The sequence below is a fragment of the Vicinamibacterales bacterium genome, from assembly GCA_036496585.1.
Lineage (GTDB): Bacteria > Acidobacteriota > Vicinamibacteria > Vicinamibacterales > 2-12-FULL-66-21 > JAICSD01.
Window position 1 is genome coordinate 1 of record DASXLB010000018.1, and the last position, 15,249, is coordinate 15,249.

Below are 15,249 nucleotides of genomic sequence, written 5' to 3' on the forward strand. Positions count from 1 at the left end.
CTCGGTTACGGTCAGCACGAGGTCCGTCGCGGTCGCTCCTTCGTGAAGCTCGCCGGTCAGCTTGAAGCCGATGACCTGCGGAATCAGCATCGACATCGGCTGGCCGAGCATCGCCGCTTCGGCCTCGATCCCGCCGACGCCCCAGCCGAGCACGCCAAGCCCGTTGACCATCGTCGTATGCGAGTCGGTGCCGACGAGCGTGTCGGGATAGGCCTCGGTGCCGGCGGCGGTTTCATTGGACACGACCACGCGCGCCAGGTACTCGAGGTTGACCTGGTGGACGATGCCGGTGTCGGGCGGCACGACCTTGAAATTGTCGAATGCCGTCTGTCCCCAACGCAGGAACACGTAACGCTCGCGGTTGCGCGAGAACTCCAGCTCGGCGTTCAGCTCGAAGGCGTTCCGCTCTGCGAAATGGTCGACCTGCACCGAGTGATCGATGACGAGCTCGACGGGCTGGAGCGGGTTCACCTTCTTCGGATCGCCGCCCAGGCGCACGACGCCGTCGCGCATCGCGGCCAGGTCGACGACGGCCGGCACGCCGGTAAAGTCCTGCAGCAGCACCCGCGCCGGCATGAAGGCGATTTCCCTCGCGATTCTCGACGTCACGTCCCAGCGGGCGAGGGTCTGGATATCGTCGGCGTCGACGAAGCGGTTGTCTTCGCGGCGCAGCAGGTTCTCGAGCAGGATCTTCAGCGAGTAGGGCAGCCGCGCCAGCCCAGGGAAACCGGCTTTTTCGAGCGCGGGCAGGCTGTAGTAACCGAATCGGCGGCCGGCGGCGGTCAGGCTGCCCCGGGTCTGGAAGGAATTCTGCGAAGCCATCATCTCATCATCTCCGCTCGGCGGGCCGCCGCCTCGCTGCGCGCGCCGGCCGGATCATGCGGTCCGCGCGCCCGGTCGACATCCTCCGATCATCCCCCACTCGGACGGTGGTATTCAAGCGACCCCTTTTCGGCGAAGTCTCGCGAGCAGCGCGCGCGCCACCTCAGCGGGTTCTTCGTGGCCGGTGTCGACAGCCTGATTCATGCGGCGGACGTCGTCGACGGAGATGCGGCCGGCGAGCGCCTCGAGCGCGGCGCGCGCCCCCGGATACGCGAGGAGGGTCGCGGCGCGCGCGACCGGCACTGCGTCGTACGGCGGGAAATAGCGCCGGTCGTCGTCGAGCATGACGAGATCGTAGCCGGCGATGAGTCCGCTCGTCGCATCGCCGGCTGTCAGGTCGATCTGCCCTGATGCGAGCGCGCGGTAGATGAGCGACAGGTCCATCGCACGCGGCGGCGCCGCAAATGCCAGACCGTAGGCTCGCGACAGTCCCGGATACCCGTCGGCCCGCTGCAGGAACTCGTATCCAAACCCGGCGTGCCAGCGCGGCGCCATCCTGGCGGCATCGCCGATGGTCCGCAGCTGCTGTCGGCGCGCGTCTTCTCCGCGGACGAGAATCGCGAACGTGTTGCCGAAGCCGAGCGGCGGCAGCACGGTCAGCCCGGCCCCGGCGTACAGACGGCGCACCCGTTCGAGCACCCGCGCCGGATCGGTGTCGGTCTGCTGCTTGAAGACCGCGGCGTCGGCGGTGCCCGTGTACTCGACGTAGACATCGATATCGCCGGCGCGGACCGCGCGATCGCAGATGAACGTGCCGCCGAGATTGAGGCGCCGGTCCACCGCGAAGCCCGCGGCTTCGAGCTGCTGCGCCAGAACCTCGCCGAGCACGATCTGCTCGGTGAAATTCTTCGAGCCGACGCGGATCCGCCGTTCCGCTGCGGGCCGCGCCGCCACGGCGGCGGCCGCGCCGAGCGCGACGAGAACGACGAGAGCGAGCGCCGCCGCCGCGCGCCTGCCAATCCGGCGCCGGCCGCCGAGCGCACGCTCGACGAGCAGCAGGCCCCCGTCGACGGACAATGCCAGCGCGGCGGCGGGAATCGCTCCCGCCAGGATCACCGTGGGATCGACCATCGACAGGCCGCGGAAGATGTATTCGCCCAGGCCGCCCGCCCCGACCGCTGCGGCGATCGTCGCCGTGCCGACGCCAATCACCGCGGCGACGCGGACGCCGGCGACGATCGACGACGTCGCCAGCGGCAGCTGCACCCGCCACAGGAGCTGTCGCGGCGTCATCCCCAGGGCCGTTCCGGCCTCGACGAGCGCCGGATCGACGCCGCGGATTCCCGACAAGGTCGTACGCACGACCGGGAGGAGCGCATACAGGATCAGCACGACGATGGCCACCCGCGCCCCCAGCCCGCCGATGAACGGCAGCGGCAGCAGGAAGCCGAACATCGCCAGGCTCGGGATCGTCTGGACGATGTTAGCCATCCAGACGATCGGGGCGCCGAGGCGCGGCCGCCTCGCCGCGAGCACGCCCAGCGGCACGCCGAGCACGACCGCCGCCAGGGTGGAAGCGCCGACCAGCATCACGTGCTGCAGGAAAAGGTGCGCGAACTCGGCGCGGTGCGCGACCAGGAAGCGGACGACGCTCACGACAGCAGCGACCGGGTTTCGAGCAGCGGCTCGAGCAGCGGGCGAACCCGCGCGTCGGTGCTGCCCAGCAGCGCCTTCGGCGTGTCGAGCTGGGCGATCACGCCGTCGGCGAGGACGCCGACCCGCGCCGCCAGCGCAAACGCCTCGGCCATGTCGTGTGTCACGAGGACGACCGTGGTGCCCAGCTGCGATTGGATGCGGCGGAACTCGCGGTGCAGCTCGCTGCGGGTCACGGGGTCGAGCGCGCCGAACGGCTCGTCCATCAACAGAATCGCCGGCTTGCCAGCCAGGGCCCGCGCAACGCCGACCCGCTGCCGCTGCCCACCCGAGAGTTCGCGCGACGGGCGCGCCGCATACCCTGCCAGTCCGACGAGCTCCAGCATCTCGGCAACTCGGGCTGCCATGCGCGGCGCATCCCACCCGAGCAGCGAGGGCACGATTGCGACGTTCTCGCCCACGCTCATGTGTGGAAACAGGCCGACCTCCTGCAGCACGTAGCCGACGCGGCGACGCAGCTCGAACGCGTTCCAGTCGCGGGTCGGCCGCCCCTCGACGAGCACTTCGCCGCGATCGGGTCGAATCAGACCGTTGATCGTCTTGAGCAGCGTGCTCTTGCCGGAGCCGCTGCGGCCGACGAGGGCGACGGTCTCGCCCGCCGCCACCTCGAGCGAGGCGCCGCGCAACACTGCTCCCGCCCCGGCGCGCGTCACATGAACGTCGCGGAGCGCAATGGCCGGGCTCACGGACGCGACTGTATCGCAGGGACACGAACATTGATACCGCCCGGGAGCGGAGGACCGCCGATGCCGCGGCAGCCGTGCGGGAACGTTCCGGCCGGACTCGGCGTCGAACCTACTCAGGTGCTCATCGCGCATCTCTCCGACTCGCATCTCCGGGACGCCGCCGACCTCCGCGCCTTCGGGCGGCAGCTCGACCGCGTCGTCGCCGCCGCTCCCGATCACCTCGTGCTGTCTGGCGACCTCCTCGACCGATGGAATCCACGGCTGCTGGCGAGCGCGCTCGATGCGCTTGCGGCCCGTTCGCTGCTCGACCCGTCGCGCGTGACGATCATCCACGGCAATCACGACCTGCAGTCGAGCGGCGGCCATCCCCGCAGCCGCCGCGACCTGCCGCGCCTGGTGCTGCGCGCCTGGGACCTGCCGCCGGTCGTCGCGGCGCGCCGCCGCCGGTTCTACGAGGCCATCGCACGCCGTGCGTCCGGCGTGGCGCACCAGGCGCCGTTCGCAAAGGATCTCGGCGCGTTCAGCCTGGCCGCCATCGACACGATCCCCCTGCCGTGGACGCCGATCCGGATCAGGGACGGCCGCGTGCAGACCCGGCTCAGCGCCGGCTGCGTACGCGACAGTCAGCTGGCGTGGCTGAGACACGGGCTGCCGCCCGACAAGCCCTCGGTGCTCGTCCTGCACCACTATCCGCTCGCGGTGCCGTCATTCCGTTGGGGACGCCGCGTCGAGGTCGTGATGGAGATTCCCGAACGTGATCGGCGGAAGCTGTGGGCTGCGGCGCGCGCTGCCGGCGTTCGCCTCGTGCTCTGCGGCCACGTGCACCGCGCCCGCCTCGACTGGCACGAGGGGATCGCGGTCGGCCTCCAGGGTCAGAGCGGAGCCGGATGGGCGGGCAATTCGATCGGCTGGTACGAGGTACGGGGAGCCGACGTCCGCATGCGTCTCGAGCGCACCGCGTAAACGCGGCATCGTTCCCGACCGTCAGGTCCGGCGCGGCGCTACCAGCGATACAGAATGCCGCCCGACGCACGCGGCTGAATACGACGGCTCTCGTCGAACGACAGGCTCTTCTCGCGCGCCGAGACGCCGCCATCGCCGCGCAGCGCAAAATGTCGATTCAGCCGATACTTCACGCCGGCACCGCCGTGCAGCTCTCCGCCGGTTACCAGTATCGCGTTGTCCTCGTCGAGCTGCCGCAACCATCCGGCGCCGCCGAACACGAACGGTGTGAGCCGTGCGGCGCCGAAGTGATACAGCACCGATCCGCCGGCGACGAGCAACTTCGATCGGGACTCGGCCGTGTCGCCCGTCGCCTGCTCGAAGTCCCCCGAAATCGCCGTCGTCAGCACCGGCCGCGAATAGTCGGCCGTCGCTTCGATCTCGAAATGTCTGGTCAGATACAGGCCGGCGCTCGCGGTCATCGCCAGCGCCGCCTCGACGCGCGAAGTTGTCGAAAACAGCGTGAGCGGGCTGGATCCGGTCGCGGGGTTGCGGGTCAGCTGCGCGTCGGCCCCTCCGGCGTCGAACCCGCCGCTCCACGACACGCCGAACCCGAACTCGATCCGCGACTGCGCCAGCACCGGGGCCGCGACGCACAAACACAACAGCGCCGCGATCCCCGACCTGACGATCACTTGGACGTCACCTTCACCTCGATGGATGGCGCGGTGCCGCCGCGCGGCACGGCGACCAGCCGGCCGTAGATCGCCGGAATGAAATCAATGTCCACACCCCCTGGATCCATGAAGCTCGACACGTCGGCGTCATCGAGCGGTTCCGCCCGGACGATGTGCAGGCCCGGATCGAGGCCGGCGATGGTGAAGGAGCCGTCGGCGGCGAGCGTGAACCCCCCGATCAACTTTCCGGTCGACGGGTTGAAGGCGACGACGTGCGCGCCGAGCACGCCGGCGCCATTCTTGGTCACGCGCCCCGTGATGCTGCCCGTCGAGGCGCGATGGTGATCGTTGCCGTAGATGTCGGACAGGCCGGCCACGTCGTCGGCGTGCAGCGTGCGATTGAGACCGCCGGCCGAAAACGCGATCGGAAACATCACCGCCCCGGTCGCGATGACGCGGCGGCCGCCGGCGGCGAGTTCCGTCTCGCCCAGCGCCGAGTGGCCGAGGCCGAGCAGGTGTCCGAGCTCGTGCAGCGCGATCGACTCGACGTCCTGCCGGCCGGCCTCGCCACTGTCGGAGGCCGACCACGGAAAGATCGAGTTCAGGAAGATGTCGGCCTCGATCAGCTCGCCGCTGACCGCGTCGACGGTGAACGAGGTCGATCCGAGAACGCGATCCTGATCCGGACGGTCCTGAAAGCCGATCACCGTCATGCCGTCGCCCGACAGCGGCGCCGTCTGCGTGAAGCCGACGAATTGTGACGAGACGTTCACGTCGCTCACCGCCGCCCACGAGGCGAGCGCGTGCGAGACCGCCTGTTGCAGCTGCGGCGCCGACACGCCGTCGATGTCGCGGTTGGTGACGAAATAGCGGACCGGAAAACCGGACCAGTGCAGCGAAATCAGCGTCGACCCGGCCATGATTCCGAGCTTGAGGTAGGCCTCGAGCGCCGCCGGCATTGCCAGGATCGCGGCGAGGACGGCCGCCTTCCAGACGCGGCTCACCGGCCGGTGCCCTCGGCGACGATCCGCCCGACCAGATCGCGGAACGCGTCGATCGCCAGCGGCCGGCGGGCAACGTCGCCGCGGATCACCGGCTCTGGCGCGGCGCCCGGCACGGCCACCACGACAGCCGAACTGACGATCCGTCTGGCGTCGGCGGAGACGCGAAACGCGCCCTGGCTGACGCCGACGACCGACAGCGCGCCATTGTAGCGGCGCAGGAACAGCACCACCTCGTCGCCCTGATGGAACTCCGGCGCGCCGACGAAGATCGTCCGGTAGCGGCCGATCTGTCCGCCCGGCACCTGGACGGTGATGGTGCCGCCCAGGCTGCCTTTCATGTATTCGACCGCATCGACCGTCACGCGTGTTTCGACCGCGCGGCGGCCGTCGGCCCAGTCGGCGTGCACGTCCACGACGCGACCGTGGACGATCGCGGTCGACACGCTGACCAGTTCACGGAGTTCGATCGGCAGCAGCACGGTCGCGCCGCCCGTGATCGGCAACGCGAGCAGCAGCGCGGCAAGACACAGACGACGCACCATCGGCGGCAGTCTATCGCGTCCCGCGCCGCGCCACTTCGAGGATGGCTTCCGCCGCGCGCCGGCTGGCCCCGGCGGTGCCCAGCCGGTCGCGAACCTCTGTCAGGTCGGCCCGCACGCGCGCGGCCGCGTCGGGATCGGTGAGCACGGCGAGCGCGTGCGCGGCCGTCGCCTCCGGCGTGAAGTCGTCCTGGATCAGCTCCGGAACGACGCGGCGGCCGGCCACGAGGTTCGCCATCGCGTAGGTGTCGACCTGGACGAGCGGCTTGCCGAGGCGATACGTCAGCGCGCTAACCCGGTAGACCACCACCATCGGGCACGTGTGAAGCGCCGCCTGCACGGTGACGGTCCCCGACGCGAGCAGCGCCACGTCCGCCGACGCGAGGATGTCGTCGGTGGCACCCTCGAGTACGACCGGCGGCTTCGCCGCCTCAGGCCAGTGCGCCAGCGGTGCCAGGAGCGTGTCGTGCAGGTGCGGAGCGCGCGCGACAAGAAACTGCGCGTCCGGCAGGCGCGCCGCGATCAACCCGGCGGCGCGGACCAGATCGGGCAGGATTCCGCGCAGCTCGTTGGCGCGGCTGCCCGGGAGCAGCGCGACGACCGGCCTGGCAGGATCGAATCCGTGCGCGCGCAGGAAGCGCTCGCGCGGCGCGGCCGGCGGCGTCAGCTCGAGCAGCGGGTGGCCGACGAAGCGCACCGGCACGCCTGCCTTCTCATAGAACTCGGCTTCGAACGGGAAGATGACGAGCATCTGCTCGGCGACGCGCTTCACCATCCTGATGCGTCCGGGACGCCACGCCCAGATCTGCGGGCTGATGTAGTAGACGACCGGAATCCCGCGCCGGTGCATCGCGCGGGCGAGGAAGGCGTTGAAGTCGACGTAGTCGATCGGCACGAAAACGTCGGGCCGATCACGCTCGGCGGCGCGGACGAGGCTGCGATACGTCTCCAGAGACCTCGGGATGACACGCAGCGCCTCGGTGAGGCCGGTCACCGACAACCCGCGGAAATCGCGAACCAGGGTGGCGCCGCCCGCCTCCATGCGCGCGCCGCCGAACCCGCTCACCACCGCGCCGGGCTCCAGCTTCAGGATCTCGGAGGCGAGCGCGCCGGCGTACAGATCGCCGGATGGCTCGCCGCACGAGAGCATCACGCGAAGGGGCTGCAAAGGGCGGGTCTAGCCCGGTTTCTCGAAAATGCCCGGCGCGAGCGGGACGTTGAACTTGATGGTCCGCACGTCGCGCTCGATGCTCGTCAGACCGGCGCGCCGGACCACGGTATGGAAGGGAATCTGAATGCCGTCGACGTCGCGATAGTCGGCATACCGCTCTTCGATCGTCCCATCGGGCCCGCCGTAGCGGCTGCGGTCGATCAAGCCGTTGACGCGGTTGACGAAGAACGTCACGGGAGCCAGATCGGGTCCCGACACCTCGATGGCTGCGAGCACGGGCTCGTCGGAGTCGACCTCGCGCACCACCAGCTTCCCCGCGGCCGCCTTCACCAGCACCGCGATCGTGTCGCGCTGCACGCTCGCCTTGATCGCCGGCCGTCCCTCTTCCGGCATTTCGCTCGCTTTGCCGTCGGGCTCGATGATCCAGTAGCGTCCGGCCGAGTAGACCTGGGCGATCTTGCCGCCGGGCATGTCGGCGTCGACCCGGAACCGCTCCGGGTACTCGATGTTGGCGACGACCTTGAACGGCACCGGGCCGTTCAGGTCGGTGACGATCATCGTTCCCTCCGATCGTACCGTCTTGATGCTTTGCAGCTTGGCGAGGCCCCCCTTCGCGGCGATGGCCTTGTCGAGGAGCGCCTTTGCCGAGTTTGGCGGGCGCGCTTCCTGTTTACCGGCCTTGCTCTCCTGAAAGTACACGGCGGGCTGATAGCCACGGCTCGCGCTGCGAGGGCGACGCAGGTCCGGCGCGGCGAGATCGAGCTGCGCCGCCGGGATGATCTCGTAGCGGTCGAACCCTGCTCCCGGCAGCTGCCGCACGAACGCGGACGCGTCACCGACCAGGACGATCGTCAACTGATCGGGATGGAGGTAGTTCCTGGCCACGCGCAACACGTCTTCGACCGATACCGCGCTGACCCGCTCGCGGTAGGTCTGCAGCTCGTTCATGTTCAGTCCGTAGAAGAGCCCGTTCAGGATCTGCAGCGCGATCTGGCTGGGTGTCTCGATGGTCAGCGGAAACGAGCCGGTCAGGTATTGCTGGGCGCCCTGCAGCTCGCGCGTGCCAACCCGGTGGAGAATCAGCTTCCAGACTTCGTCGACCATCAGCCGCAGCGTTTCGCCGGTCGTCTCCGAGCGCGTGTTGGTGCGGGCGACGATGTCGCCGGATTGCTTGAGCGCGTTGAAGTCGGCCGACGCGCCGTAGGTCAGGCCGCGCTCCGAGCGCAGCACGCGGTGCAGCCGGTTCGCCCCCTCGCCGCCGAGCACTTTCGCAGCCAGGTCGAGCGCCATGTAGTCGTCGTTCCGGCGCGGAATGGCGAGGTTGCCGACCCGGATCTCGGTCTGCACGGCGCCAGGCTTGTCGACGATGACGAGCCGTCGCGCCGGCGTCGGCGGATCGGCCGGCCTCGGCGCGTCCGCGGCCGCGCGGACCCACGAGCCGAACGCCCGCCCGGCACCGGCGAACGCCTCGTCGGGTGTGACGTCGCCGACGATCGCCAGGATCGCGTTGTTGGCGCCGAACCAGCGGCGATGGAACGCGATCAGATCGGCGCGGGTCACCGCCACGAGCGTCTCGGGTGTGCCCCCTTGCGGGCGGCCGTAGGGATGCGCGCCGAAGACGAGCCGATCGAACACGGCGTTGGCCAGAAACTCCGGGTCGTCGTAACTGACCCGCATCCCCGAGAGCGCCTGCTGCCGCTGCCGCTCGATCTCCTCGGGCGCAAACGCGGGATGCTGGGCGAGGTCGGCGACGAGGTTCAGCGCCACGTCGAAGCTGTCCTTCAGCACGACGACGTTGATGTAGCTCAGATCGAGTCCGGCGCCGGTGCTGAGCGCGCCGCCGATCGAGTCGATGCCATCGGCGATCTGCTCGGCCGACCTGGTGGCGGTCCCCTGATCGAGGAGCGCGGCGGCCAGGTCCGCGACGCCAGGCTTGCCGTCGGGATCCTGCGCCGCGCCGGCGCGGACGATCAGCCGGAGGGTGACGGCCGGCTGCTCGTGATGCGAGACCGCCACCACCTGCAGGCCATTGGCGAGGCTCTGCAGTGCGTAGGAGGGGAACTTGACCTCGTGCTCCTCGAGGGGACTAGGCGGCTTGTCAACCGGCCAGTTCCGCCCTTGTGCGCAGACCCCTGCGGTCGACGCGACGAGCGCGGTCCCGAGCGCCAGCGCCCGCAGCAGGGCCGGGGCGGCGCGCCAGGAAAGAGAGGCGATCATCATTGGCCTCCTCGGGGAAGGATCGTCAGCACGGTGCGATTCTCCGGGGTGAAGTAGGTCTTCGCGACGCGTTGGACGTCGGCGACCGTGAGGCTCTGAAAGATGTCGAACTCGGCGTCGGCCGTCTTGAGATCCCCGTGGATGACGGCGGCGTGCCCGAGCACCTCCGCCTTGTTCTGATCGGTCTCGCGCCCGACGATATAGTCGCGCGTGAACTGGTTCTTCGCCTGCTGCAATTCGGCGGCGGTGATCGGCTCGCCGCGGAGCCGATCCAGCTCGGCGATCAAGGCAGCGGCCGCCTCGTCGGTCGTGTGCCCGGGCTGGACGATCGCCACCGCATAGAACAGATTCGGATCCTCGATGATGTTGCCGCCGCCGAAGGCCGCGAGCGCAATCTCCTTCTCGTAGACCAGCGAGCGGTAGATGCGCGAGCTCTCGCCGTCGGAGAGCACCTTCGAGGCCAGGTGCAGCGGGTAGGAGTCGGGATGGCCGTCAGAGGTGATGTGGTAGGCGACGACCACGGCCGGAAGCGGCCAGTCAGCCTGCAGGGTGACTCGCTTCTCCCGCGTCTGCGGCGGCTCCCTGGGAATGTCGCGCGGTACCGGCGCCTCGGACTTCGGCACCCGCCCGAGAAACTGCGTTGCCAGTGCGAGCGCCTGTTTCGAATCGAAGTCGCCGACCAGCACCGCCGTGCAATTGCCCGGCACGTAGTAGGTCGCGAAGAACTGCCGCACGTCCTCGACCGACGCCGCGTCGAGGTCCTTCATGCTGCCGATGACCGGGTGCTTGTAGGGATGCACCTGGAAGGTCTGGTCGGCGATGATCTCCTGCAGCCGCCCGTACGGCTGGTTCTCGATCCGCATCCGCCGCTCTTCCTTGACCACCTCGCGTTCGTTCCTGAAGGCCTTCTCGTCGATGCGCAGCGAGCCGAGCCGATCGGCTTCGAGCCAGAGCACCAGCGGCAGGTACTGCGAGGGAACGGTCTCCCAGAACACCGTCGCGTCTTCGTTCGTATACGCGTTGCTCTGGCCGCCGACGCTCGACACGTACGAGGGATGCCCTTCCGGCTCGACGTTCCGGGAACCCTTGAACATCATGTGCTCGAAGAAGTGCGCGAAGCCGGTGCGGCCCGGACGTTCGTTCTTCGAGCCGACGTGATACCACATCTGCAGGTGCACGATCGGTGTCGAGTGGTCCTCGAGGAACACCAGCTGCATGCCGTTGGGCAGCGTCGCGGCGGTGTAGTCGAGCCTGACCGGCCGGACCGCGGCGTAGGTGAGGGGAGTGGCCAGCAGCAGCGCCGCCACGAGCGCCGAACGCGTCAAGGCGCGCATGACACCCGATTATCGCCGGTTTTCGAGGTCGTCCAGGCGCGCCCGCAGCGCCGCCACCGCCTTGCGCAGCGCGGGGAGCGTCCGGAAGACGGCCGACGCCTTCAGCCAGTCGCGGTTGTCGATCGCCGGGTAGCCGGAGACGAACGCGCCCGCGTCGATCGAGTTGGGAATACCGGTCTGGGCGGTCGCAATGACGCCGGCTCCGATCGTCAAGTGTCCCGCGACGCCAACCTGCCCGGCCAGCGTCACGCGGTCCTCGATCGTGGTGCTCCCGGCAATGCCGACCTGCGCGGCCAGCAGCACGTCGCGTCCGATCGTCACGCCATGCGCCACCTGCACGAGGTTGTCGATCTTGGTCCCGGCGCCGATCCGCGTCTCGCCGACCGCCGGGCGATCGATCGCCGTGTTGGCGCCGATCTCGACATCGTCCTCGATCACGACGCCGCCAACCTGAGGAATCTTGTGGTGCGTGCCGTCGGGCCGCCGCGCGAACCCGAAGCCGTCGCTGCCGATCACCGCGCCATCCTGGACGACCACCCGGCTGCCGACGACGACCCGCTCACGGATTGACACGCGCGAGTGGACGACGCAGTCATCGCCCACCACGGCGCCGGCGCCGATCGTCACGTGCGGGTAGATCACCGTGCGCGCTCCGACGCTGGCGCCCACGCCGATGCTGGCGAACGCCGCGATCGACGCGGTCGGGTCGATCGACGCGTCCGTCGCCACGTCGGCCATCCGGTGCACGCCGGCCGCAGTCTCGAGGCGGGGGGCGAACAGCTCCATCGCGCGGGCGAACGCCAGATACGGATCGACGGCGCGCAGCATCGCGCAGGGGGCCGCGGCGGCGCGGTCACCGAGGATCACGGCCGACGCCTTGGTCGCGCGAAGCTCGGCGGCGTACTTCGGATTGGCGAAGAACGTCAGATCGCCGGGGCCGGCGTCTCCGATGCCGGCCACCCGGGCGATCTCGATCGCGCCGTCGCCTTCGAGACGGCACTCGAGCCGCCGGGCAATCTCCTCGAGCTTCAACAGCAGCGAGTATAGCGGGTCGCGGAGTGCCGGGCGCGGGTAGCCGGAGCGACAGCTGGAAGCCGGCAACCACTAACCGGCAACGGCCCGCTAGTGAATCGCCGCGCGCTGAAAGAAGCTGACGAGATGTTCCAGGCCCAGCGCCGCCGCCACCTCCCGCACCACCGCCTCGCGGCTCCCGGGGGCCTCGCCCACGACGCCGCGCAGCGTCGTCAGCGCCTCGCTCGCTGTGGCCGCCCACGTCACCTTGACCAGGCCCTGGCGCGCGCCGCGCAGCGACAGGAAGTGGCCGATGATCCGGAAAAGGAAGTAGTAGCCGATGACGTTCGGTCCCGGCAGCAGAATCAGGAACACCGAGCCGACGCCGCCGAGCAGGTCCACGAACATCCAGAAGCGATGGCGGTCCCAGTCGCGGTGCAGTGATCGCCGCAGCAGCTGCAGCGCCTGCGCGGCGGTCAGATCGTGGGGGTGAACGAGCGTCGCCTCAGCACGTCCGCGCAACTGCCAGAGCAGGCGCTGCTCGGCAATCGATTCCGCGATCCAGCGCAGCAAACGCCGCTTGACGCGTGTCCCGAGCGGCGGACGCGCATCTGACGGGTCGACGATCCTGTGCCGCTCGCGCTCGGCCTCCGCCAGTGTCTGGCGAAAGCGGACGTTGACGCGGCCGAGCATCCCCGATCGTGGGGCGGCGGCGGCAGCGTCGGGCTCCTCGCAGTACAGTTCGTACCGATCGGGTCCTACCGGTACGAGGAACACGTCCATCCGCTACCGAACCGGTGAGGGCGCCGGGCCAGATCCGGATCGCCGCCGGACGTCCGCTGCCGTCATGTTCATCGGCCAATAGGTTACACTCGCCGCCGTGGCGCTGACTGACGCGCAGATCGTCATCCGCCTGGTGCTGGCCACCGGGGTCGGCGCGCTCCTCGGCCTCGAGCGCGAGCGGCACCACAAGAGCGCCGGCTTCCGCACCAACAGCCTGATCGCGCTCGGCTCCTGTGTCTTCACGCTGGTCGGTCTGCTGGCCGGCGGCGGCGATCCGACGCGGATCCCCGGACAGGTCGTCACCGGCATCGGATTCCTCGGCGCCGGCGCCATCCTGCACAACAGCGAGCGCGTGCAGGGCATGACGACGGCGGCGATGATCTGGGTGAACGCGGCGCTCGGCTGCGCCTGCGGCGCGGGGCAGATTCGCCTGGCGGTCCTGGGCACGGGGGTGACGCTCGCCATCCTGCTGATCCTCGGGCCGCTGGAGCGGGCGCTCGAACCGAAGAACGGAGCCGGACCTACCGCCTGATCGGCCGCGGCTGGCGCGGTGGGGCGTCGACGGGAACCGGCGGACGCCCGGCGTCGATCCACGCCTGGGTGATGAGCGACGCCACGTCGGTGATCGCGGTCGACACGCGCGCTTCCAGGATCGGCTGGATGCGCGCAACCAGCGCGTCGAAGTAGCCCTCGTCGTAGCTCACCCGTCCTTGCGCGGCGGCGCGATCGGCATCGAGGACCGGCTGCACGTCGCTGAAGCTGTCGGCCAGCGTCGCGAAGATGAAGTCACGGACGTTCGGCACGGCCACGATCGATCCAGGCGCCAGCTTCAGCTTCGACTGATAACGATCGAACAGCTCGCTCTCGAAGCGGGAGTGAATCCCGGTCTGGCCCGTCAGCTGTCCGTCGTAGTTGGCAGCGGCGTGGAACGGCTGGCAGGCGTCGGCCGCGTAGTGCGCGATGACCGACGAGAACAGCTTGATGTTGTCCCGCGCATAGGGTGAGGTCGGCAGCTGGCGGAAGCTGTCGCGCAGCTTGTCGAAGATGTCCTGTGTGCGCCATGGCAGCACGCCGTTCTTCTTCACGAACTCGGCCCCGCGCGCCGCCACCGCGGCGTTGTAGTCGTGCGGCAGGTCGCGGAAGGGAAACGGGCCGTAGCTGTCCATGTCGACGAAGTGCCGCGAGTCCTCCTCCGTCCAGCCGAGCGTCCGGTAGGTGTCGGGATCGATGGCGTGTTCGACGAACGAGACGCGGTATTTCTCGAAGAACGGCCGCAGCTCGGCCGGCAGCAGATCGACCGCGCGGTCGGCGATGAACTTGTGCCCGGTGAAGCCCCACGCCTGCAGACGCGGGGCCGCCGGCAGCGACAGAGCGAGCGCCGTCAACGCGGCGACGACCAGCGTGCGCATCACGGAAGGATATCCTATGGGCCGTGCCTCGTCTCGGTGCCCACTTGTCGATCGCCGGCGGACTCTGGCGCGCGGTCGACCGCGCCGAGGCGAGCGGCTGTGAGGCGCTCCAGATCTTCACGAAATCGGCCGGCCAGTGGCGCGCGCGCACCCTGCCCGCCGCGGAGATCGCGCGGTTCCGCCGGCGCGTGCGCGAGACCGGCATCCGTCCGGTCCTGGCCCACAACAGCTATCTGATCAATCTCGCGGCCGCCGACCGCCGGCTGCGCGCGCGATCGCTCGCGGCGCTGGTCGAGGAGCTCGACCGCGCCGAAACGCTCGGGCTCGACGGACTCGTGATGCACCCGGGCTCGTACACGACGGGCACCGAGCGCGGTGGATTGCGCCTGATCGCCAGCGGGCTGGCGGCGCTGCTCGAGCAGCGGCCCGAGGGACGGACCCGCATCCTCCTCGAACAGACCGCCGGCCAGGGGACGAATCTCGGCCACCGGTTCGAGCACCTGGCCGAGATCCTCGCTCGCCTCGGCGCGACGCCGCGCGTCGGCGTCTGCCTCGACACCTGTCACCTGCTCGCGGCCGGCTACGACATCGGCACGGCTGAGGGCTATGCCGAGACGTTTCGACAGTTCGGGCAGATCGTCGGGTTCACACGGCTCAAGGCGTTCCACCTGAACGACTCGAAGAAGCCGTGCGCCAGCCGCGTCGATCGCCACGATCACATCGGCAAGGGCTGCCTCGGACTCGAGCCGTTCCGCCGCCTGGTCAACGACCCCCGCTTCACGCGGCTGCCGATGCTGCTCGAAACGCCGAAGCTCGAGACGCCGGAGAGCCGGCGGGCAAGCGACGTCGACCCGCTCGACCGGGTCAACCTCGACGTGCTGCGCGGGTTGATCACGTCACCACGGTGCACGTCACGTCCACGTTCGACACCTCGCCGCTGA

General features: G+C 69.6%; 15 protein-coding genes. 3 read left to right on the plus strand and 12 right to left on the minus strand.

Translation table 11 applies throughout. The annotated features are described in order from the left end of the window. From VGI12_05605 to VGI12_05615, 3 genes are all read right to left on the minus strand, one after another. Window positions 1-822, minus strand: an 822-nt coding sequence (locus VGI12_05605) for an aconitase family protein (GenBank protein ID HEY2432132.1), incomplete at its 3' end; no start/stop codon positions are given. Window positions 823-936: 114 nt separating this feature from the next. After that, window positions 937-2,478 (minus strand): ABC transporter permease/substrate-binding protein, encoded by a 1,542-nt coding sequence (locus VGI12_05610; protein ID HEY2432133.1) that lies wholly within the window; start codon window positions 2,476-2,478, stop codon window positions 937-939. Continuing rightward, a complete protein-coding gene (locus tag VGI12_05615) occupies window positions 2,475-3,221 on the minus strand; it encodes an ATP-binding cassette domain-containing protein (GenBank protein HEY2432134.1) in 747 nt (248 codons plus the stop codon). Before VGI12_05615 ends, VGI12_05610 begins: the two co-directional genes overlap by 4 nt. 60 nt (window positions 3,222-3,281) lie before the next feature. Between VGI12_05615 and VGI12_05620 the strand changes: the two genes are divergently transcribed. Then, window positions 3,282-4,184, plus strand: a complete 903-nt coding sequence (locus tag VGI12_05620) for a metallophosphoesterase (protein ID HEY2432135.1) — start codon at window positions 3,282-3,284, stop codon at window positions 4,182-4,184. A 38-nt stretch (window positions 4,185-4,222) separates the two neighbouring features. Here VGI12_05620 and VGI12_05625 read toward each other — a convergent pair whose 3' ends face one another. The 8 genes from VGI12_05625 to VGI12_05660 form a co-directional block, all read right to left on the minus strand. Further along, entirely contained in the window at window positions 4,223-4,858 is a 636-nt protein-coding gene (locus VGI12_05625; protein ID HEY2432136.1) for an outer membrane beta-barrel protein, read from the minus strand. Continuing rightward, window positions 4,855-5,844, minus strand: coding sequence for a carboxypeptidase-like regulatory domain-containing protein (locus tag VGI12_05630; GenBank protein ID HEY2432137.1), 990 nt, complete (start codon window positions 5,842-5,844; stop codon window positions 4,855-4,857). The genes VGI12_05625 and VGI12_05630 overlap by 4 nt, the downstream gene beginning before the upstream one ends. After that, window positions 5,841-6,386, minus strand: coding sequence for a hypothetical protein (locus tag VGI12_05635; protein HEY2432138.1), 546 nt, complete (start codon window positions 6,384-6,386; stop codon window positions 5,841-5,843). The genes VGI12_05630 and VGI12_05635 overlap by 4 nt, the downstream gene beginning before the upstream one ends. Before the next feature lie 10 nt (window positions 6,387-6,396). Continuing rightward, window positions 6,397-7,551 (minus strand): lipid-A-disaccharide synthase, encoded by a 1,155-nt coding sequence (lpxB, locus tag VGI12_05640; protein ID HEY2432139.1) that lies wholly within the window; start codon window positions 7,549-7,551, stop codon window positions 6,397-6,399. Between the two features lie 9 nt (window positions 7,552-7,560). Then, window positions 7,561-9,771 (minus strand): pitrilysin family protein, encoded by a 2,211-nt coding sequence (locus VGI12_05645; GenBank protein ID HEY2432140.1) that lies wholly within the window; start codon window positions 9,769-9,771, stop codon window positions 7,561-7,563. Beyond that, complete coding sequence (locus VGI12_05650) at window positions 9,771-11,105, minus strand: pitrilysin family protein (GenBank protein HEY2432141.1); 1,335 nt, start codon at window positions 11,103-11,105, stop codon at window positions 9,771-9,773. The genes VGI12_05645 and VGI12_05650 overlap by 1 nt, the downstream gene beginning before the upstream one ends. A 9-nt stretch (window positions 11,106-11,114) precedes the next feature. Continuing rightward, a complete protein-coding gene (lpxD, locus tag VGI12_05655; GenBank protein HEY2432142.1) occupies window positions 11,115-12,137 on the minus strand; it encodes a UDP-3-O-(3-hydroxymyristoyl)glucosamine N-acyltransferase in 1,023 nt (340 codons plus the stop codon). A 90-nt stretch (window positions 12,138-12,227) separates the two neighbouring features. Further along, complete coding sequence (locus tag VGI12_05660) at window positions 12,228-12,893, minus strand: hypothetical protein (protein ID HEY2432143.1); 666 nt, start codon at window positions 12,891-12,893, stop codon at window positions 12,228-12,230. 103 nt (window positions 12,894-12,996) lie between these two features. Here VGI12_05660 and VGI12_05665 point away from each other — a divergent pair, with 103 nt between their 5' ends. Further along, on the plus strand, window positions 12,997-13,431 hold the full coding sequence (locus VGI12_05665; GenBank protein ID HEY2432144.1) for an MgtC/SapB family protein: 435 nt from the start codon (window positions 12,997-12,999) through the stop codon (window positions 13,429-13,431). Here the strand turns inward: VGI12_05665 and VGI12_05670 are convergent. After that, window positions 13,421-14,308: a zinc dependent phospholipase C family protein gene (locus tag VGI12_05670; protein HEY2432145.1), complete on the minus strand. Its 888-nt coding sequence runs from the start codon at window positions 14,306-14,308 to the stop codon at window positions 13,421-13,423. The genes VGI12_05665 and VGI12_05670 overlap by 11 nt on opposite strands. Before the next feature lie 23 nt (window positions 14,309-14,331). On the opposite strand from VGI12_05670, the gene VGI12_05675 reads away from it, so the two are divergent. Continuing rightward, on the plus strand, window positions 14,332-15,249 hold the full coding sequence (locus VGI12_05675) for a deoxyribonuclease IV (protein HEY2432146.1): 918 nt from the start codon (window positions 14,332-14,334) through the stop codon (window positions 15,247-15,249).